Annotated in this window: 2 protein-coding genes; both read left to right on the top strand. The window is 66.3% G+C overall.

All coding sequences use genetic code 11. The features are described 5' to 3' along the window. Positions 1 to 25 precede the first annotated feature (25 nt). Positions 26 to 7,300: an amino acid adenylation domain-containing protein gene (locus ACZ60G_RS16685; protein WP_465810985.1), complete on the top strand. Its 7,275-nt coding sequence runs from the start codon at positions 26 to 28 to the stop codon at positions 7,298 to 7,300. A gap of 126 nt (positions 7,301 to 7,426) precedes the next feature. Then, positions 7,427 to 21,829, top strand: coding sequence for a non-ribosomal peptide synthetase (locus ACZ60G_RS16680; RefSeq protein WP_465810984.1), 14,403 nt, complete (start codon positions 7,427 to 7,429; stop codon positions 21,827 to 21,829). Positions 21,830 to 22,297 lie beyond the last annotated feature (468 nt).

Raw genomic sequence — 22,297 nt, 5'->3', positions numbered from 1 at the left:
GTGTGCGGTTGTTCGACCCTGTCATGTGCTCGATGTGAAAGGCGAATGGTTGGGAATGGATAGGGCGAGTCGATCTGTTCGGACCAACCGTCGGCGCCGAGCAAGCACCCCACTCTTCGGTCAACTGCTCACCGCTGCCGTCGAATCCGCCGCCGATGCGGTTGCGGTGCGCTTCAACCCGACCGGTGATCCGGCCGACCAGCGCGAGTTGACCTATCGCGAATTCGACGAGGCGTCCTCGCGGCTGGCCTGGGAACTCATAGCACGCGGCATCGGCCCCGGTGACATTGTCGCTACCGCGCTGGCCCGATCGGTCGAGTCCGTTCTCGCGGTGTGGGCGATCGCGAAGACGGGTGCGGCCTATGTCCCGGTGGATCCGGCCTATCCCGCGGAGCGGATCGCGCATATGGTGTCGGACTCCGGTGCTGCGCTCGGCCTGACCACTGCGGCGCATCGCGCGGTGCTCGGCACATCGGTCGATTGGATCGAACTCGATGATCCAGTGGTGGCCGCGCGGATCGCCGCGCAGCCGGAGCGGCCGGTCTCCTATGCCGATCGGGTGCGGCGGCTCGACGAGCGGCATCCGGCCTATGTCATCTACACCTCCGGTTCCACCGGACGGCCGAAGGGTGTCGTGGTCACGCACGCCGGGTTGGCCGGTTTGGCCGCGATCGGTCAGCGGTATGCGCTGACGGGTGATTCGCGAGTGACGCATCTGAGTTCACCGAGCTTCGACTTCTCGCTGATGGAGCTGCTTTTCACCTTCTCGGCGGGTGCGACGCTGGTGATCGCGCCGCCGACGGTATTCGGTGGTGTCGAGCTCGCGGATCTGGTGCGCCGGGAACGGGTTACCCATCTGCTGATCACCCCGGGTGCGCTGGAATCGGTCGATCCGGCCGGGCTGGACGAACTGCGGGCCGTGGTGGCCGGTGGCGACAAGCTCGGTGCCGAACTCGTCGAGCGCTGGGCGCGGGACGGTCGGGCCGTTTTCAATGCCTATGGCCCGACCGAGGTCACGGTCATGGTCACGACCGGGCAGATGGAACCCGGCGCACCGGTCACCCTCGGCGGCACCGTCGCCGGGGTCGGGGCTTTTGTGCTCGATTCGCGCTTGCGGCCGGTACCTTCGGGTGTTGTCGGCGAGTTGTATCTGGGCGGACCCGCGCTGGCGCAGGGCTATCTCGGACGGCCCGGACTGACCGCGGAAAGGTTCGTGGCCAGCCCGTTCGGCGCGGAAGCCGGTGCGCCCGGTGCGCGGCTGTACCGGACCGGAGATCTGGTGCGGCGCAACGAAACCGGCGTACTGGAATACCTGGGGCGATCCGATTTCCAGGTGAAGATTCGCGGTCTGCGCATCGAACTCGGCGAGATCGATAACGCGCTCACCGCGCATCCGGATGTGGATTTCGCGGCCACGCTCGGCAAGACATTGCCATCGGGTACGACCGCGCTCGTCTCGTATGTGCTGCCACGCACCGATGCCGTCGTGGATACCGCCGAACTCGTTGCCACACTGGAGCGTTCGCTGCCCAAGTACATGGTGCCCACGGCCATTGTGGTGCTCGACGAACTGCCGCTGACGCCGGTCGGCAAGCTGGATCGCGCCGCTCTGCCCGATCCGGTTTTCGAGGCTCGGGAGTTCCGTGCGCCGTCCACGCGGGAAGAGCAGGTCGTCGCCGAGGTGTACGCGGCGCTATTGCTCGCCGACGGTGTGGATGTCGGTGTCGATGACGACTTCTTCGAACTCGGCGGCAACTCGCTGCTGGCCGCGCAGGCCGCCGCGCGCATCGGTACCGCGCTGGGCACACGGGTGCCGGTGCAGTTGGTATTCGAGGCCCCTGGAGTCGCGGAACTCGCTCAACGGTTGACAGTACTTGCGGCGGCCGGACATGCGTTGAGCGCGCAGCCACGCACGGATCGGATTCCGCTCTCCTACGCGCAGCAGCGCATGTGGTTCCTGAACCGCTTCGATCCGACCAGCGGCGTCAACAACATTCCGCTGGCGGTGCGGTTGTCCGGAGTGCTCGACATCGAGGCGCTGCGTGCGGCGGCGCGCGATCTGGTGACGCGGCACGAGGTACTGCGGACGGTGTATCCGGAGATCGATGGCGAGGGCATCCAGGTCGTATTGCCGATCGATGATGCCCGTGCGGTGCCGGAGCTCGAGATCGTGTCCGCGAGTGCGGCCGAGTTGCCCGAGCTGGTCATCGCCGCGGCCGTCGCCGGTTTCGATGTCGCCGTAGCGCCGCCGATTCGACTACGTCTGGTGCGGCTCGGCGAATCCGAGCAGGTGCTGGTGTGCGTGGTGCACCACATCGCGGCCGACGGCTTCTCCATGGGGCCGCTGGCGCGGGATCTGATGTCCGCCTATTCGATTCGGTCGGTCGGTGCGGGTACACAACTGCAGCCGCTCGACGTGCAGTACGCCGATTACGCGATCTGGCAGCGGACGGTGCTCGGCGCGGAGGACGACGCGGATTCGCTGCTGGCTCAGCAGATCGCATTCTGGCGCACCGAATTGGCCGGACTGCCCGAGCAATTGGCGCTGCCCACCGATCGGCCGCGTCCGGCGGTGCTGTCCAGCCGCGGCGGCGTCTTCGCCTTCGAGATCGATGCCGAGGTGCATACGGCACTCGAACGGATTGCCCGCGATCATCATTCGACGTTGTTCATGGTGGTGCACGCGGCGCTGGCGGTGCTGCTGTCCCGGCTGGCCGGGACCACCGATGTCGCCGTCGGCACCCCTGTTGCCGGTCGTGGGGATGCCGCACTCGACAATGTGATCGGAATGTTCGTCAATACGCTGGTGCTGCGTGGCGAGGTCGACCCCGAACTATCGTTCGACGATTTGCTGCGCAACTTCCGGCGGGCCGATGTGGCGGCCTTCGGACATGCGGATGTGCCGTTCGAGCGACTGGTCGAGCTGCTCGATCCGGTGCGTTCGATGGCGCGGCATCCGCTGTTCCAGGTGATGCTGACCTTCCAGAACATGGAACGGCCCGAACTGGAACTGCCCGGCCTCACCGTTTCCGGCATCGATCTGGGAGTCGTGCAGGCCAAGTTCGATCTCGAGCTGACCGTCGTGCCGCGCGAGGACCATGGTGCGGCGAACGGTCTGGCGGCATCGTTCACCTATGCCACCGACCTTTTCGACGAGGCGACGGTGGCCGGTTTCGCGCAGCGCCTGAATCGGGTGCTGGGCGCGGTGGCCGCGGATCCGCACCTGGTGGTCGGGGAGCTGGAGCTGCTCGCGCCCGCCGAACGGGAGCGGATGCTGCGGGACTGGAACGACACCGCGCATCCGGTCGTGCCGGAACTGCTGCTCGAAGGATATCGCCGTGCCGTGGCGGCACATCCGGATGCGGTCGCGGTGGCCTTTGAGGGGACCGAAGTCGCCTATCGCGAATTCGACGAGCGGGTCAATCGGCTCGCGCGGCTGTTGATCCAGCGGGGCGTGGGTGCGGAAGCACTGGTGGGACTGGCGGTTCGGCGTTCGATCGACTTGGTCGTCGGCATGTATGCGATCGTGACGGCCGGTGGTGCGTATGTGCCGTTGGATCCGGATCATCCGGGGGAGCGGATCGCGCATATCCTCGATACCGCCGCACCCGTCTGTGTGCTGACCACGACGGCCGATGCCGTTTCAACGGGCGATACGCCGGTGGTGTACCTGGATTCCGTTGAGCTGTCGGAATTCTCGGGAGATCCGGTGCTGCCGACGGAACTACTGCGGCCGGTTTCGCCGGACAATCCCGCCTACGTCATCTTCACCTCGGGTTCCACCGGTCGCCCGAAAGGGGTTGCGGTCACCCACGCGGCCATCGACAACCAGATCGAGTGGATGCTCGCGCACTACCCGCTCGGTCCCGATGATGTGTATCTGCAGAAGACCGCCACCACATTCGACGTATCCCTGTGGGGGTACTTCATGCCGTTGCGTGCGGGTGCGAAGCTGGTGGTCGCCACGCCCGACGGTCATCGTGATCCGGTATATCTCGCGGAAACGATTGCCACGCAACGGGTTACCGTCACCGACTTCGTGCCCTCGATGTTGACGGTATTCGCCGCACATCTGACGCCCGGCTCCTGTTCGACACTGCGCGATATCTTCGTGATCGGCGAGGCATTGCCGCCGGAGACGGTGACCGCGCTGCGTGCGGTGTCGGATGCGGCTGTGCACAACCTGTACGGGCCGACCGAGGCCGCGGTGTCGATTACCGCATGGCGTGCGGACGCGATCGAGCAGACCACCGTGCCGATCGGCCTGCCGCAGTGGAATTCGCAGGTCTACGTGCTGGATTCGCGATTGCGGCCGGTGCCCGCCGGGGTGGTCGGCGAGCTGTATTTGGCCGGGGCGCAGCTGGCGCGCGGGTACGTCACGCGACCGGATCTCACGGCGGATCGTTTCGTCGCCGACCCGTTCACCGCCGGGGCGCGGATGTACCGCACCGGTGACCTCGTCGTGTGGCGCGAGGACCCGCGCCGGTTGGAGTACTTGGGCCGCAGTGACTTCCAGGTGAAGTTCCGTGGTCAGCGCATCGAGCTCGGCGAGATCGAGACCGCGCTACTCGCCCAGCCTTCGGTCAGCCAAGCTGCGGCAACGGTTGCGCAGTCGGGTGATCAGCTGGTCGGATATGTGGTGCCGCGGCCGGGACAGCAGGTCGAGCCGCAGGAATTGCGGACCGCGGTGGCCGAAGTGCTTCCGGCATATATGATTCCGGCCGCCATCGTGGTGCTGGATGCTTTCCCGCTGAATACCAGCGGCAAGCTGGATCGCAAGGCACTGCCCGCGCCGACCTTCACCGCACGCGAGTTCCGCGCACCGATCACCCCGACGCAGGAGATCGTCGCCGCCGTCTTCGCCGAGGTGCTGGGCATCGAGCGGGTCGGCCTCGATGACGACTACTTCGCACTCGGCGGTAATTCGCTGCTGGCTACCAGGGTCGTGGCGCGAATCAACGATGCGCTTGATACGAATGTCGCCGTGCGCGATCTTTTCGAGACTTCGACCGTCGCCGCACTCGCCGCCGGAATCATCCCCGGTGCGGGCCGTGCCGCCGCCGCGCGCGTACCGCTGACCAGCGTCGAGCGTCCGGAGCGGGTGCCGCTTTCCCTTGCCCAGCAACGGATGTGGGTGCTCAATCGGATCGATCCGGAATCTCCGGCGTACAACCTGCCGTTCGCGATCCGGCTGACCGGCGCGCTCGATGTCGCGGCGTTGCGCCAAGCCGTCGAGGATGTGCTGGTGCGGCACGAGGCCCTGCGCACCCGGTTCCCCACGGCAGGTACCGGTGGGCAGGCATATCAGGAGATTCTGCCTGCCGCCGAGGTGCTGCCCGACGGACTCGAGGTCGAGACCACCACCGATGTGCTCGGCCGGGTCGTCGAGCTGGCGTCGGCCGGATTCGATGTGACCGAAGCGGTTCCGGTGCGGGCTCGACTATTGGCGGACGGGGACGAGTATGTGCTCGTTGTCGTGGTGCACCACATTTCGGCCGACGGTGCTTCGCTCGCCCCATTGGCTCGGGATCTGGTGACCGCGTATCTCGCCCGCGTGGGCGGTGCGGCCCCCGGCTGGTCGCCGCTTCCGGTTCAGTACGCGGATTTCGCGCTCTGGCAGCGCCAGGTCATCGGCACCGATGACGACGAGAACTCCGTGGCCGCAGGGCAATTGGCGTACTGGCGCGAGCAGCTCGCCGGACTGTCGAGCGCACCGGTGCTACCGCTGGATCGTCGACGTCCGGTGGCGGCGTCGGGGCGTGGCGCATCGGTCGGCTGGACCGTGCCCGCCGAGGTGCACGAGGGTCTCGTCCGGATCGCACGTGAGCATCGATCCTCGGTGTTCATGGTGGTGCACGCGGCGCTGGCGGTCCTGCTCGCCCGGCTATCCGGTGGTTCGGATATCGCCATCGGCACGCCGATCGCCGGGCGCGGTCAGCGGGCGTTGGACGAGCTGGTCGGCATGTTCGTCAATACGCTGACGCTGCGCACATCGGTCGAGCGCGGCATGGCATTCGACGAGTTGGTCGAGCAGACGCGTGCGACGGATCTCGCCGCATTCGCGCATGCGGATCTGCCGTTCGAGCGGGTGGTCGAGGTGGTCTCCCCGGGGCGTCCGTTATTCCAGGTGATGCTCGTCTTCCAGAATCTCGAACAGCCGAGTCTGGAGCTGCCGGATCTCACGGTCGCGGCATTGGACGCGGGCGATGTCGTCGCGAAGTTCGATCTGCAGGTCGTCGTCGAACCGCGCCTGCGGGCGGATGGGACGCCGGATGATCTGGTAACGGTATTCACCTATGCCACAGACCTTTTCGAGGAATCGACGGTGCGCATGCTGGGGCGCATGCTGGAGCGCATTCTGACCGCGGTGGTCGCCGATCCGGGCATGCGCATCGGCGGCATCGATATTGTCGACGAGCAGGATCCGGTTCGCACCACGACCGATGGCACGACAACCACCGACGGCACCGAGCTGACCCACCTACTGACCGCCGCGGTGGAGGACGATCCGGACGCGCCCGCACTGGTGTGGGGCGAGGAGGAAATGCCCTACCGGAAACTCGATGCGAAGTCGTCTCAGCTGGCCAGGGTGCTGATCGGGCGTGGTTGCGGTCCGGGGACGGGTGTGGCGATCCGGCTGGAGCGCGGTCCCGACTGGGCGGTGGCCGCGTGGGCGGTGCTCAAGGCGGGTGCGGCGCTGGTACTGCTGCCCGCGGACGAGTCTTCGGTACCCGATGAGCCCTCCGTTCGGATCGGGTTGACCACCGATGCGAGTCCGATCGGCGCCGGCATCGAATGGCTGCGCCTCGACGATGCCGCGACCAGCGCCGAAATCTCCGCGCAATCACTGCGACCGGTGAACCACGCGAATCGGACCGGGGTGCTGAGCGGGTCCGATCCGGCCCTCGTCATTGCCGCGACCGGGGTGCGGATGAGCTACGACGAGCTGGCCACCGCGGCCGATCGCCTGCGTGTCCGCACCGATCTGACCTTCGAATCGCGCACCTTCCAGCACGGCCGGTCCGATTCGGCGGCGACGCTGCTCGAGGTGGTGAGCGCCGGTGCGACCGGGGCCGGTCTGATCGTGGTGCCGGGTGACGAAGACCTGGGTGCCTCGCTCGCCGAGGAGTGGGTGACGCATCTGATCGCCGATCGGGCCGCGCTGGCCGCCATCGATACCGCCCAGCTGGCGGATCTGCGGGCGGTGGTGCTCGAGCAGGGCACATCCGCCGAGGTCGTGGTGCCCGAATCGGCCGAGATCGTGCCGTTGGATGAGCTGCTGCCGGTGGTGTCGAGCTGAGTAGATGACGGTGCATGGGGGGAGGTTGAGATGTAACGACAAACGCTAGGAAGTAGTCCCGGAAATGCTCGGCTTGTTCGAAGGTGTGTTGGCATTCGCGCGCGGTGCGCGACAGGGGTTCGGCGCATGACGCGGCCGAATCGCGAGCGGCCCAACCGGACTCGACGCCCGCGGATCAAGACCCTGCCGCAATTGCTCACCACCGCCGTCGAAGCCAATCCGGGCGGAGCCGCGGTCGTCTTCGCCGATGCCACGGCGACGTTGGCGCAGTTGAGTTATGCCGAACTCGATGATCGGTCGAATCGTTTGGCGCGCTTGCTGATCGAGCGCGGTATCGGCCCGGAGGATTTGGTCGCGATCGGTATCCCGCGGTCGGTGGAATCGATTGTCGCGGTGTGGGCGATCGCCAAAGCCGGAGCCGGATTCGTGCCCATCGACCCGAACTATCCGGCTGATCGCGTCGCACACATGCTGTCGGATTCCGGTGCGGCAGTTGGCCTCACCGTCGCTGCGATGGATCTGCCCGACGGCCCGGAATGGCTCGCCATCGATACTGTGGACATCGCGGCATATTCTGCGGAACCGATCACTTACACGGATCGGATCCGGCAATTGCGTGCCGAACATCCGGCCTATGTCATCTACACCTCCGGATCGACCGGAACACCCAAGGGCGTGGTCGTCACCCAGGCCGGGCTGTCGAATTTCTGTGATGAGCAGCGCGAACGCTATACGCTGACCGCCGATTCGCGCACACTGCATTTCGCATCGCCCTCCTTCGACGCATCGGTATTGGAGTTGCTGCTCGCGTTGAGCCGGGGCGCGACCATGGTCGTCGCCGCACCGACGGTATACGGCGGCGCGGAACTGGCCGCACTGCTGCGCCGGGAGCGGGTGACGCACGCCTTCATCACCCCTGCCGCGCTCGCCTCGCTGCCCGCCGAGGGACTGGACGAATTGCGCGTCGTGGTCGCGGGTGGTGAGGCCTGTCCACCGGAGTTGGTGCAGCGCTGGGTAGTACCGATCGCGGACGGCCGCACCCGGGAATTCTTCAATGGATACGGCCCGACCGAGACCACGATCATGACGAATATCAGCGCACCGCTGGTGCCGGGCGAACCGGTGACCATCGGTGGGCCGATCCGCGGGATCACCGAATATGTGCTGGACGAGGAGCTCGCGCCGGTGCCGGGCCGGGTCGTCGGCGAACTCTATATTTCTGGTGCGCAGGTGGCCCGCGGCTATCACGAACGACCGGGACTGACCGCCGCTCGGTTCGTAGCCGACCCGTTCGGTGAGCCGGGTGCACGGCTCTACCGCACCGGTGATCTGGTGCGCTGGACGGCGGAGCGGGAGCTGGAGTATCTGGGGCGCAATGATTTCCAGGTGAAGATCCGTGGTTTCCGCATCGAACTCGGTGAGATCGATGCGGTGCTCGCCGCGCACGACGGCGTCGATTTCGTGGTCACCATCGGTCACGAACAGGACAGCGGCGCGACGATTCTGGTGTCGTATGTGCATGCGGTCGATGGTGTTGCCGTCGATACGACGGAACTGACCGAGTTGGCCGCAAGCAAACTGCCAGCCCATATGGTGCCGAGCGTCATTATGGAGCTCGATGAGATCCCGCTGACCCCGGTCGGCAAGCTGGATCGCCGGGCGCTGCCCGCACCGCAGTTGCGCACCAAGACCTTCCGAGCGCCGTCGGGTGCGGTCGAGCCGGTAGTCGCCGAACTCTTCGCCGACGTTCTTGCGCTCGACGTGCCGGTCGGTGCCGATGACGACTTCTTCGAACTGGGTGGCAACTCGCTGATCGGCACCCAGCTGATGGCGCGCCTCGGTGCCGCGCTGGACGCCAGGATTCCGGTGCGTCTGCTTTTCGAGACGCCGACCGTGGTTGGACTGGCCGCCGCGGTGGCGGAACACGCCGGGGCGGGTGACCGCAAGGCATTGGTTGCCGGTCCGCGTCCGGAGGCGATTCCGCTGTCGCTGGCGCAGCAGCGGATGTGGTTCCTGAATCGGTTCGATTCCGGATCGGCGGCGTACAACATCCCGATCGCGGTGCGATTGAGCGGTCCGCTGGATGTGACCGCGCTGCGGGCGGCGGTCGCGGATCTGGTTGCGCGACATGAGGTCCTGCGGACGATATATCCGAACACCGATGCCGGGCCGGTGCAGCTGATTTTGCCCACGGACCAATCGCTTCCCGAGCTGACGGTCCAGACGGTTGCCGCCGAGCAGCTCGAATCCGCCGTGCGCGAGTTGCTTTCGACGACCTTCGATGTGACCGCCGAGGTGCCGCTGCGGGTCGGCTTGTTCGAGGTCGAGGACGTGCCGGCCGAATTCGTATTGGCGCTGGTGGTGCACCATATCGCCGGTGACGGCACCTCGATGGGACCGCTGACGAGCGACCTGATGACCGCCTATGCCGCACGCTCGGCCGGTTCCACGCCCGGCTGGACACCGCTGCCGGTGCAATACGCGGATTACAGTATCTGGCAGCGTGAGCTGCTGGGTCGTGAGGACGATCCGGAGTCTTTGGCGGCCGGACAGATTGCCTACTGGCGGGACGCGCTCGCGGAACTGCCCGATCAGCTGGATCTGCCGACGGATCGGCCGCGGCCTCCGGTGCAGTCCTTCGCGGGTGGCAAAGTTCCGGTGCATATCGATGCCGAAACCCATCGTGCGCTGGTCGAATTGGCGCGCGGCGAGGGCGCGACGCTGTTCATGGTCGTGCACGCGGCATTGGCGGTACTGCTGGCCCGGTTGTCGGGTACCGATGACATTGCCGTCGGTACGCCGATGGCCGGTCGCGGTGAGGCGGCGCTGGACGAGCTGATCGGCATGTTCGTCAATACCCTGGTGTTCCGGACGCGGGTCGATGAATCCGCGCCGTTCACCGAACTGCTCGCGCGGCAGCGCGAGACGGATCTCGGGGCCTTCGCCAATGCCGATGTGCCGTTCGAACGACTCGTCGAGGTGCTGAATCCGGTCCGCTCGACCGCGCGGCATCCGCTGTTCCAGGTGGGGTTGTCGTTCCAGAATCTTGCCGCGACGAGTCTGGAGCTGCCGGGACTGACCGTCGCCGCGGTGGACTTCGATGCCGCGGTGTCGCAGTTCGATCTGCACTGGATCATCGGCGATCACTACGACGAGACGGGCCGGCCCGCGGGTATCAGCGGTGCCGTCACCTATGCGCGCGATTTGTTCGACGAGCGCACGGTTCAAAGCTTCGTAGCTCGGTTCGCGCGCTTGCTCGAAGAGATCGCCGCGGCACCGCGCACCGTAGTCGGTGAGCTGGAACTGCTCGACGCTGCGGAACGGACCGAGCTGGTGTCCGGTCGCAATGCGACCGACCATGCGGTGGATGCGTCGGCGACGCTGGTGTCGCTCCTGGATGCGACTGTGGCCGCCACACCGGGCGGGGTGGCGCTGATGGGCGCGGACGGCGAACCGGTCACCTATGCCGAGCTGGATGCACGGGTGAACCGTCTTGCACGGCATCTGATTTCTCGAGGAGTGGGTCCGGAGTCGCGGGTGGTGCTCGCCTTCCGCCGGTCGGTGGATCTGGTTGTCGCGATGTACGCGGTGGCCAAGGCCGGTGCCGCATATGTGCCGGTGGATCCGGATCAGGCCGCCGCGCGGACCGACTACATTCTGGGCACCGCGGCACCGGTCTGCGTATTGACCAATGCCGCAGCGGGTTTCGATACCGAGCTGGCACCGGTCGTGCGACTGGACCGGCTCGACCTCGGTTGGCTTGCCGAGACACCGATCACCGATGGTGAGCGGGTAAGGCCGCTGCGCGCGGCGAATACCGCGTACGTGATCTTCACGTCGGGTTCGACGGGGCGGCCGAAGGGGGTCGCGATGTCGCATGCCGCGATCGTCAACCAATTGCTGTGGAAGACCAGCGAATTCGTGCTCGGACCCGGCGATGCGGTGCTGTTGAAGACGGCCGCGACCTTCGATCTGTCGGTGTGGGAGTTCTGGTCGGCGGCGGTATTCGGCGGGCGATTGGTGCTGGCCCACCCGGACGGGCATCGCGATCCGGATTATCTGAACGATCTGATGGCGCGCGAGTCGGTGACCACCCTGCATGTGGTGCCGTCGATGCTGGACGCGCTGTTGACCGGTCGGCTGCCGTTCACCTTGCGGCGGGTACTGGTCATCGGTGAGGCATTGCCCGCAGAGCTGGCACAGCGGTTCCGGGACACCTATCCGCAGAAGGAACTGTTCAACCTGTACGGCCCGACCGAGGCGGCGGTGTCGGTCACCAGCCATCGGGTGACCGATGCGGATGCGGCGTCGGTGTCGATCGGTGCGCCGGAGTGGAACAGCCGTGTCTACGTGCTGGATTCGCGGTTGCGTCCGGTGCCGGTGGGTGTTTCCGGTGAGTTGTATTTGGCCGGTGGCCAATTGGCGCGTGGCTACTTCGGTCGGGTCGATCTGACCGCGGAGCGGTTCGTGGCGAATCCATTCGAGTCGGGTGCGCGCATGTACCGCACGGGCGACCTGGTGGCCTGGAATGCGTACGGTGAGTTGGAGTATCGCGGTCGAACCGACTTCCAGGTGAAGATCCGTGGTTTCCGGATCGAGCTGGGGGAGATCGAGGCGGCATTGGTCGCGCTGCCGGAGGTCGCGCAGGCAGCGGTGATCGCGGATGCCGACCAGCGGACCGGTGATCGGCTCGTCGCGTATCTGGTGGGCGTCGATATTGATGTGGCACAGGTCAAGTCGGCGTTGTCCCGCGTGCTGCCGTCCTATATGGTGCCTGCCGCTTACGTGGTTCTGGCTGCGCTGCCACGCAACGTCAACGGCAAGCTGGATCGAAAGGCATTGCCCGCGCCGGAGTTCGAGACCCAGGTCTTCCGTGCGCCGTCGACGCCGATCGAGGAGATCGTCGCCGGGGTGTTCGCGGATGTACTCGGGGTGGATCGGGTCGGTATCGATGATGACTTCTTCGCGCTCGGCGGCAATTCGCTGATCGCAACCCAGGTGGCGGCGCGCCTGGGCGCTGCGCTGGATACGCAGGTGCCGGTGCGGGTGTTGTTCGAGGCGACCACCGTCGCGGCACTGGCGGTCCGGGTGGAGCATGGGGTCGGCTCCGGTCGGCGCCTCGCATTGGCGGCGGGTACGCGGCCGGATCGGGTGCCATTGTCGCTGGCACAGCAGCGAATGTGGTTCCTGAACCAGTTCGATACCGCTTCCGCCGCGTACAACGTGCCGGTCGCGGTGCGACTGTCCGGTGCACTGGATATCGATGCGCTGCGCTTGGCGGTCGCCGACGTGGTGGCCAGGCACGAGGTGCTGCGCACCGTGTATCCGTCTCGCGACGGTATCGCGTATCAGGTGATTCTGCCTGTGGACCAGGCGATTCCGGATCTGACGGTCGTCGATATCACTGTTGATGAGCTGCGGGATCGAATCGTCGAGCTGGTCGGTGCCGGGTTCGACGTGACCGCCGAAGTGCCGGTGCGTGCCGAATTGCTGCGTTGCGACGGCGACTACGTGCTGGTGCTCGTGGCCCATCACATCAGCGCCGATGGCTGGTCCATGGGGCCGCTGACCCGTGACCTGATGCTGGCCTACGTCGCGCGCACCGGCGGATCCGCGCCCACGTGGACGCCATTGCCGGTGCAGTACGCCGACTTCGCACTGTGGCAGCGGGCCGTACTAGGCTCGGAATCCGATCCGGATTCGCTTGCCGGACAGCAGGTGTCGTATTGGCGACAGGCACTGGCCGAGCTGCCGGATGAGCTGAACCTGCCGTCGGATCGGATTCGGCCCGCCGTCCCGTCGTTCGTCGGCGGCCGGTGCGATATCCCGATCGATGCGCAGTTGCACGCCGCGTTGCTGCGATTGGCTCGCGAGCACAATGCGACCCTGTTCATGGTGGTTCACGCCGCGCTGGCGGTACTACTGGCGCGCCTGTCGGGCACCGACGATATCGCCATCGGAACGCCGGTCGCCGGACGTGGTGAGGCCGAACTCGACGATGTCATCGGGATGTTCGTCAATACGCTGGTGCTGCGCACCGAGGTATCGGGCGGCAGCACCTTCGCCGAGCTGCTGGCCCAAGCCAAGGATGTGGACCTACAGGCCTTCGCACATGCGGACATTCCGTTCGAGCGTTTGGTGGATCTGCTCGAACCGGAACGGTCGACGGCGCGGCATCCGCTGTTCCAGGTGGCGCTGTCGTTCGAGAACCTGCCGGACAACTCGTTCGAGCTGCCCGGGTTGCAGGTCGCCCCGGTGGATTTCGATCTCGTCACCGAGAAATTCGATCTGTCGCTGGCGATTCGCGAGTCCGGTTCGGGCATGTTCGCCGCGTTCACCTATGCGCGCGACCTTTTCGACGATGCGACGGTGCGCGTCTTCGCGGATCGATTCGTGCGACTGCTCGCCGCGATCGTCACGAATGCGGAAACTCCGGTGGGTGATCTGCCGCTGCTGGCCGAATCCGAGGTCGAATTCCTGACCCGGGTGCAGCCGGATCATGTGATGGCGGGTGGGCTGCTGCCCGATCTGCTGTTGCGCGGACTGCGCCACGGTGCGGACCGTGTCGCGGTCCGGTATGCGGGCCGGTCGATCAGCTACCGCGAACTCGACCGGTACTCGTCGCGGTTGGCCAGGGTTCTGATCGAGCGCGGTGTCGGCCCGGAAAGTCTTGTCGCGCTGGCCTTGCCGCGCTCCTACGTGATGGTCGCGGCGGTCCTGGCCGTCGCGAAGGCCGGTGGCGCACATGTGCCGATCGATCCGAACCATCCGATGGAACGGATCCGGTATCTGCTGACCGACTCGGCCGCGGTCGTCGGACTGACCGCCACCGAGTACCTCGGCGACCTCCCCGATGACGTGCAGTGGCTCGCGCTCGACGAGTCCACGACGGAAGCATTGTGCGCCAACCGATCCGCCGCACCGATCACCGATGCCGACCGGATCGTTGCCCTGCGTCTGCACCACCCGGCCTACGTCATCTACACCTCGGGCTCGACCGGTATGCCCAAGGGCGTCACGGTGACCCACGCCGGACTCGGCGGCCTGCTCGCGCACGCGATCGAGCTGTACCGGCTGGAGCCGACACGTCGCTTCCTGCATATCTGCGCGCCGAGCTTCGACCCGTCGGTACTGGAATGGCTGTGCGCCTTCTCGGTCGGCGCGACACTGGTGATCGTGCCGTCCACCGTGCCGGGCGGGCCCGAACTCGGTGAGCTGCTGCGCGCGGAGCGGGTGACGCACGCGATCATCACCCCGGCGGTCCTCGGCACGGTGGACCCAACCGGCCTCGACGACCTCGAGATGCTCTCCGTCGGTGGCGATGTCACCACGCCGGAACTGCTGGCCAAGTGGCAGCCCGGTCGCAGGTACTACAACGGCTACGGCCCGACCGAGACCACGATTATCTCGTCCTATGCGGAATTGACTGCGGAACAGCACATTACGATCGGCACGCCCGTGCGCGGCATGTCCGCACTGGTGCTGGACGGGCGGCTGAATCCGGTACCGCCGGGGGTGACGGGTGAGCTGTATCTGGCGGGCGGCGCGCTGGCCCGCGGTTACCGCAACCGAGCCGGGCTGTCCGCGGAACGTTTCATCGCCAACCCGTGGGGTGAGCCGGGCGCCCGGATGTACCGCACCGGCGACCTGGTCCGCTGGTATGCGACTCCGGCAGGCGCATGGGAGCTGGATTATGTGGGGCGTAGCGACTTCCAGGTGAAGGTTCGCGGCTTCCGTGTCGAACTGGGTGAGATCGATGCGGTGCTCGGCGGTCACGAGGATGTCGAATTCGCGGTCACCCTCGGCCACGAAACCGCTGCTGGCGCAACAGTACTGGTGTCATATGTGCGTCGGGTGGCGGACCGCGTTGTCGACGCGGACCGGCTCACGGAATTCGCGGCGCGGGTACTGCCTTCGCATATGGTGCCCTCGGCCATCGTCGTTCTCGACGAGGTGCCGCTGACCACCAATGGCAAGCTCGACCGCAACGCGCTGCCCGAGCCGCAGTTCACCGCCGCGGTGTCGCGGGCGCCGTCCGGTCCGCTGGAATCGCGGATCGCCGAACTGTTCGCGCAGGTTCTCGGCGTGCGGCTGGTCGGAGCCGATGACTCGTTCTTCGCCATCGGCGGCGACAGTATCGTCTCGATCCAGTTGGTTTCGCGGGCCAAGGCGGTCGGAATCGGCTTCACCCCGCGCGATGTCTTCGAGCAGAAAACCGTCGCCGGATTGGCGAGGGTCGCGGTGCTCGGCACGGATTCCGCGCCGGTCGTGCTGGCGGAGCTGCCCGGTGGTGGTGTCGGCGATATCCCGCTCACGCCGGTGCTCGCGGGCTTCCTCGACAACGGTTCGTACGGCCGATTCGCGCAGACGCTGGTGCTCGCGCTGCCGGAGGGCATCGATCGCACCGGACTGGCCGCCACGCTCACGGCCGTACTCGACCACCACGACATGTTGCGCGCTCGGGTATGGCAGGTCGACGGCCGGTGGTGGCAGCAGGTGGCCGCGCCGGGCACCCTCGACGCGTCGACGCTGCTGTCCGAAGTGGACGTGCCCGACGAGGCCGAGCTCAACCGAATCGGCAACGCCGCCATGGCTTCCGCGCTGTCGGCACTGGATCCGGCTACGGGTCGGATGGTCGCGTTCAGTTGGCTACGCAGGTCGAATGCACGCGATCTGCTGGTCGTCGCGGCGCATCACTATGTGATCGACGGCGTTTCGTGGCGGATTCTGATCCCGGACCTCATCACCGCATGGGCGCAGCGTTCCGCCGGGATGGCCGTTGCGTTGCCGCCGGTCGGAACATCGTTCCGGCGTTGGGCGCACGGTCTGGTGGAGGTGGCGGGCTCGCCGTCGCGGATGGCCGAACTCGACTACTGGCGCACTGTGCTGGCAACGCCGGATCCCTTGCTCGGTTCGCGTGCGCTCGATCCCGCGGTCGATACCCATGCGACGGTGCGGCAGTTGACGGTCGAGGTGCCGGTCGATGTCGCCGATGCGGTGCTGACCACGGTGCCAGCGCTGTACCGGGGCGGTGTCAACGACGGTCTGCTCGCCGCGCTGGCCATGGCGGTGCGGACCTGGCGGGCGCGTCGCGGGATCGACGCCACGATCACCAGGATTCGACTCGAGGGTCACGGCCGTGAGGAAGCGACCGTGCCCGGTGCCGATCTGACCCGGACGATCGGCTGGTTCACCAGCGTCTACCCGGTGGCGCTCGATCTGAGCGACGTTGCCGAGGAGACCGCGGCGGTGCTGCGATCGGTGAAGGAGCAATTGCTCGCGGTTCCGGATCGCGGCATCGGCTTCGGGCTACTGCGCCAACTGAATTCGGGTACCGCCGGTGCGCTGGCCGGTGATATCGGGCAGATCGGCTTCAACTACCTGGGCCGGGTGTCCACTGGCGAATCGGCGGGGCTGACCGATCCGGGATGGTTGCCGTCCGGCGATCTGGGTGACCTCGACGACGGCCAGGATCCGGCGCTGCCCGCGTCGGCGGTGGTCGATATCAATGCGATCGTCGTCGATACCGATGCCGGACCGCGGATGGATGTGGTGTTCAAGTACGCCGGTGAAATCCTCGACGCGGCGGCGGTACAGGAACTGGCGGATGACTGGCTGACCGCGCTCACGGCAGTAGCCAGGCACGTAGCCGACCCGTACGCCGGTGGTCTCACACCGTCGGATGTGCCGCTCGTATCGACCACTCAGCACGAACTCGACACCTGGCGGGCGAACTACCCGGGTCTGGTCGACGTTCTGCCGCTGTCGCCGCTGCAAACCGGCCTGCTGTTCCTGATGGAAATGCTGGCGGAGTCGGTGGACCCCTACGTCATTCAGGTGGCGGTCGAACTCTCGGGCGAATTCGAACTCGAGCGTCTGCGCCGCGCCGCACAGGCGGTGCTGGACCGGCACGCCAATCTTCGCAGCGCCTTCACATTCAGCGCGAACGGCAAACCGGTGCAGCTCATTGCCGACGGTGTCCGGGTGCCGTGGCGCGTGGTCACCGAGGTGCCCGACGCCGACCTGCCCGATCTGCTCGTCGCCGACCAGCGCACCGGATTCGATTCCGCGCTGGCACCGCTGCTGCGCTTCACGGTGTACCGCACCGTATCCGGGCACACCCACCTCGTGCTGACAGCGCATCACATCCTGCTCGACGGGTGGTCGATGCCGCTGCTGATGAAGGATCTGCTGATCCTCTACGCGACCAGGAGCGATACCGCGCTGCTGCCCGGGTTGCGGCCGTACCGCGACTATCTGGCGTGGCTGTCGCGTCAGGACCGCGAAGCCACATTGCGCGCGTGGGAGTCCGCGCTGACCAAGGTCGCGCCGACGCTGCTCGCGCCCGCGCTGGTACGACCAGCGTTGCCGGACAATGGATTCGGTAGATCTGCATTCGAACTGTCGGCGACCGAGACGGCCGCGCTGACGTCCTTCGCCGCGGCGAACGAGGTCACCGTCAATACGGTGCTGCAGGCGGCGTGGGGTGTGGTCGTCGCCGGTATCACCGATCGTGACGATGTCGTCTTCGGCGTCACTGTTTCGGGACGTCCGCCGCAGCTCGACGGCGTCGACGCGATGGTCGGACTGTTCGTGAACACCATCCCGGTGCGCGTCCGATTCGATTCACAGACAACGGTTTCGCAGCTGCTCACCGAGCTGCAAGGCGAGCAGGCGGCGCTGCTGGAGCATCACTATCTCGGGCTGGCCGATGTTCAAGCGATTGCGGGCGGCAGTGAGTTGTTCGACACGCTGGTGGCCTACGAGTCGTATCCGATCGACGCCGATGGCCTGCGGCAGGCGGGCAATGCCGTCGATGGGCTGGTGGTCAGCGGTGTGAGTTCGGTCGACTACACCCACTATCCGGTTACCGTCCGGGCCGAACTGGGCGCTGAGTTGCGAGTGGAGGTGCTGTATCGCGGCGATGCCGTCGCGGATTCGGCGGCGCTGGCGCTGACCCAGCGGTTGCGCGCGGTGCTCGGCGAATTCGTCACCGCGGATTCGGTTGCAGGCGTGCGTGACGGTGTGGGTCCCGATGTACTCAGTCAGGTTCGATACTGGCGCACCACGCTGGCAGGCCTGCCGGATGAGTTGACGCTGCCGATGGATCGTCCGCGTTCGACCGTGCCCTCATATATCGGTGGGCAGGTCGCGCTGCAAATCGGCGTGCACCTGCACCACGAATTGCGTCGGCTTGCCGAGTCCAGGAATACCTCGGTATTCGTGGTGGCGCATGCGGCTTTCGCGGTGTTGTTGGCGCGGTTGTCCGGGACGAGCGATATCGCCATCGGTGCACCGGCATCGGGGACAACCTTCGATGAACTGGGCGTCGCGGTCGGTCCTGCCGACGCTGCCGGTATCCCGGCCGCGGGCACGACCTTCGACAGCAATCCGAGTGCGACCCTCGATGAACTAGTCGTCGCGGTCGGTCCGGCCGCCGCCGGTACTCCAGCCTCGGGGACAACCTTCGGCAACACTGTGGTGCTGCGCACCGAATACGACCCGAGCGCGACCTTCGATGAACTGCTGGCCGAAGTCGGCTCGGTCGACGCCGCCGCATTCGCGTACGCCGATGTGCCGTTCGCACAACTCGTCGAGATACTCGATCCTGTCCAGGTGACCGGCAGACATCCGCTGTTCCAAGTCGCGATGGGCAACACCGCCGCGGCGGATCCGCTCACCGTTGACCTGCGGCTATCGCTGAACGAGCGGATCGGCCCACGCGGTGAAACTCAGGGTGTGCTTGCGGAATTCGCCTATGCGACGGACCTGTTCGATGCCGCGACCGCACAGGGCTTCGCCGATCGGTTTGCTCGCATCCTCACCGTGGTCGTCGCCGATGCCGCGGTGACCGTCGGCGATATCGAGCTGCTCGGGCCGAACGAACGCACCAGGGTGCTACACGAATGGAATTCGCGTGGTGCGTGGGTGCCCGCCGCGACACTGCCCGAACTGATCGCTGATCAGGCTCGGCGCAGGCCCGATGCGGTGGCGGTCCGTTTCGGTGATACGGCACTGAGTTTCGCTGAACTGCGGCGGCGGGCGAACCGGGTGGCGAGGGCGCTCATTGGCGCCGGTGCCGGACCGGAATCGCTGGTGGCCGTTGCGGTTCCGCGCACCGAAGAGTTGCCGGTCGCATTGCTCGGTGTGCTCACCGCGGGCGCGGCGTATCTGCCGATCGATATCACCTATCCGGCGCAGCGGCTGGCCTTCGTGCTGTCGGATGCGGTTCCGGTCTGTGTGCTCACCACTGCGGAACAGCGGGCCGAAGTTCCGGTCGGCGAGCTGCCGGTGATATTGCTCGAAGAGACAGCGGAATTCGACGATCGTCCGGTCAGCGATGCCGATCGCATCGCACCGCTGCTCGCGGATCATCTCGCCTATGTCATCTACACCTCGGGTTCGACGGGTGTGCCGAAGGGCGTTGGTGTCGCGCATCGCAATGTGGTCGAGCTGTGCGCGAATACCCAGCCGCTGTTCGGGTTCGACGAGACCGATGTGTGGACGCTGTTCCACTCCTTCGCGTTCGACTTCTCGGTGTGGGAGCTGTGGTGCGCGCTGGCCACCGGCGGCTCGGTGGTCGTGGTCGACTATGCGACCTCGCGGGCACCGGAGCTGTTCCGTGAGTTGCTGATTCGCGAGCAGGTGACGGTGCTGAACCAGACGCCGTCGGCCTTCTATCAGCTCATCGAGGCCGATCGGGCGGCGAGCGATAGCGACTTCGCGCTGCGACACGTCGTATTCGGTGGCGAGGCATTGGATCTGCGTCAGTTGCGGCGCTGGTATGAGCGTCATGACGCGGATGCGCCGCGCCTGGTCAATATGTATGGCATCACCGAAACGACGGTGCACGTGTCATTCCTGGCGCTGGACAAGCAGATCGCGGACAGTCCGGACAGCCTGATCGGGCGCGCGCTGCCCGGCTTGGACGGCTATGTGCTCGACGAGCGGCTGCACCCGGTGCCGGTTGGAACTCCGGGTGAGATCTATATCGCCGGAGCCCAGCTATCCCGGGGATACCTCGGCAAGCCGGGGCTGGCCGCGGTCCGTTTCGTCGCGAATCCCTTCGGAGCACCGGGATCTCGCATGTACCGCACCGGCGACCTCGGACACTGGGGTAAGACCGGGCTTGCCTACGCCGGGCGCAGTGATCAGCAAGTTCAGTTGCGCGGCTTCCGGATCGAACTCGGCGAGATCGAATCCGCGCTGCTGCGCTGTCCCGGCGTGAGCCAGGCGGTGGTGCTGATCCGCTCGACCGAACGTCTCGGTGATCAGCTCGTCGGATATGTAGTGCCTGCGGCCGGTGCCCGCATCGATCCGGATGAATTGCGCGTCCAGGTGGCCGAATTCCTCACCGGCTATATGGTTCCCGCTGCCATCGTGGTGCTCGATGTCATGCCGCTGACGCCGAACGGCAAGTTGGACCGGCGCGCGCTGCCCGAACCCGCATTCGAGGCACGGCAGTACCGCGCACCGGCCACACCGATCGAGGAAACCGTCGCCGCCGCCTTCGCGGAGGTGCTCGACCTCGACCGATTCGGTATGGACGACAACTTCTTCGAGCGCGGCGGCAATTCGCTGATCGCCACGAAGCTGACCGCGCGGCTGAGTTCGCTTCTCGGCGAGAAGATTCCGGTGATGCGGGTATTCACCGCGCCGACACCGTCGGACTTCCTGGCCGAGTTGGCCCGCCGGGCGGGTGGGCAGGTCGACGGTGAGGTGGCCTTCGATGTGGTGCTGCCGCTGCGTGGGACGGGTACCGCCGAACCCTTGTTCTGCATTCACCCGGTCTCCGGTATCGCGTGGTCGTTCGCTGGTCTGGCCGCCTACCTCGATTCCGACCGGCCGATCTACGGCATCCAAGCGCCGACACTCGCCGCACCGGCGGTGCTGCCGGACACGATCGAGGAGTGGGCCGCGATCTATGTCGATGCGATCCGCTCGGTCCAGCCGAAGGGGCCGTATCACCTGATCGGCTGGTCGATGGGCGGTGTCTTCGCCCACGAGATCGCGGTGCAGTTGCAGCGGGCCGGACAGCGAGTGGCGACGCTCGCGGTGATGGACAGCTATATGGCTGATCCGCCCGACGAACGCGCACAAGGTGCGGGCTCACCCGTGCCGGTGGCCGAGCTCATCGGCGGCCTGCTCGGCGAACAGGCGGGTGACCTGGGATTCGACATCGACGTGGACTGGGGACAACTCGCCGAGCGGCTGGTCGATCTCCCAGAGCCGTTCGCCTCCTTCGGTTCCGACCGGTTCACCCGGGTGCTGGACACGGCCGTACATTCGGTCGTATTGCGCAATGCGTATGAGCCCGTTCGATTCCACGGGGACGTCATCTACTTCACCGCGGCGCTCGACGATCCCACCGGTTCGATCGGCGCGTCGATCTGGGCCGAGGTTGTCGACGGTGCCGTGGACAACCGCGCCGTGCCGACCACCCACTGGCGCATGACCGCCGCCGACGGACTCGCGGAAATCGGCAAGGTGCTGACCTCGGTTTGGCACGAAAGCCATAGCGCGGATTGATCTTCGGGGCGCACGCTCAATGGGTGTGCGCACCGGTCAAGATCAGGTGGCACTGGTGGCGGAGGCTTCTCGGCCGATGCCGCCCTAGTTTCCACGTGATCGGGTGTCCAGGTGGGCATGTGGCTGTAGCGAGGGGTGCGTGGGCTGGAACGAGAGGGGTGGGTGGGTTGCGTTCGGGTTGGTTGGGCTGCGGTGGGCCCTGTTGTTCTGCAACGACTTTCCGGGGTTGCTAGACCTGGATGGTTTGGCATTCAGTGGTTTTGCCGTTGCAGTGCTGGGTGCGTCGGGTGCCGTACCCGGCTTACCTTCCGCAGTCAGGTGGGCAGGCCTGGCGGCTTCCAGCGTGGTCGACTGGCTGTGGTTGCGTTCTCGAGCGACTTTGTGGAAGACGAGGGCTCGAGAATGTATTGGTGGCGGGGATGCGTTACGCGAGCGGTCGAGAATGTATTGGTGGAGGGGCGGTCTCGG

The organism is Nocardia sp. NPDC102475, assembly GCF_055584605.1.
This window is presented reverse-complemented; position numbering and strand designations above follow the sequence as displayed.

Excerpts from the sequence above, each read along its gene's own strand:
- ACZ60G_RS16680 (WP_465810984.1), top strand. The coding sequence starts at position 7,427 with ATGACGCGGCCGAATCGCGAGCGGCCCAACCGGACTCGACGCCCGCGG.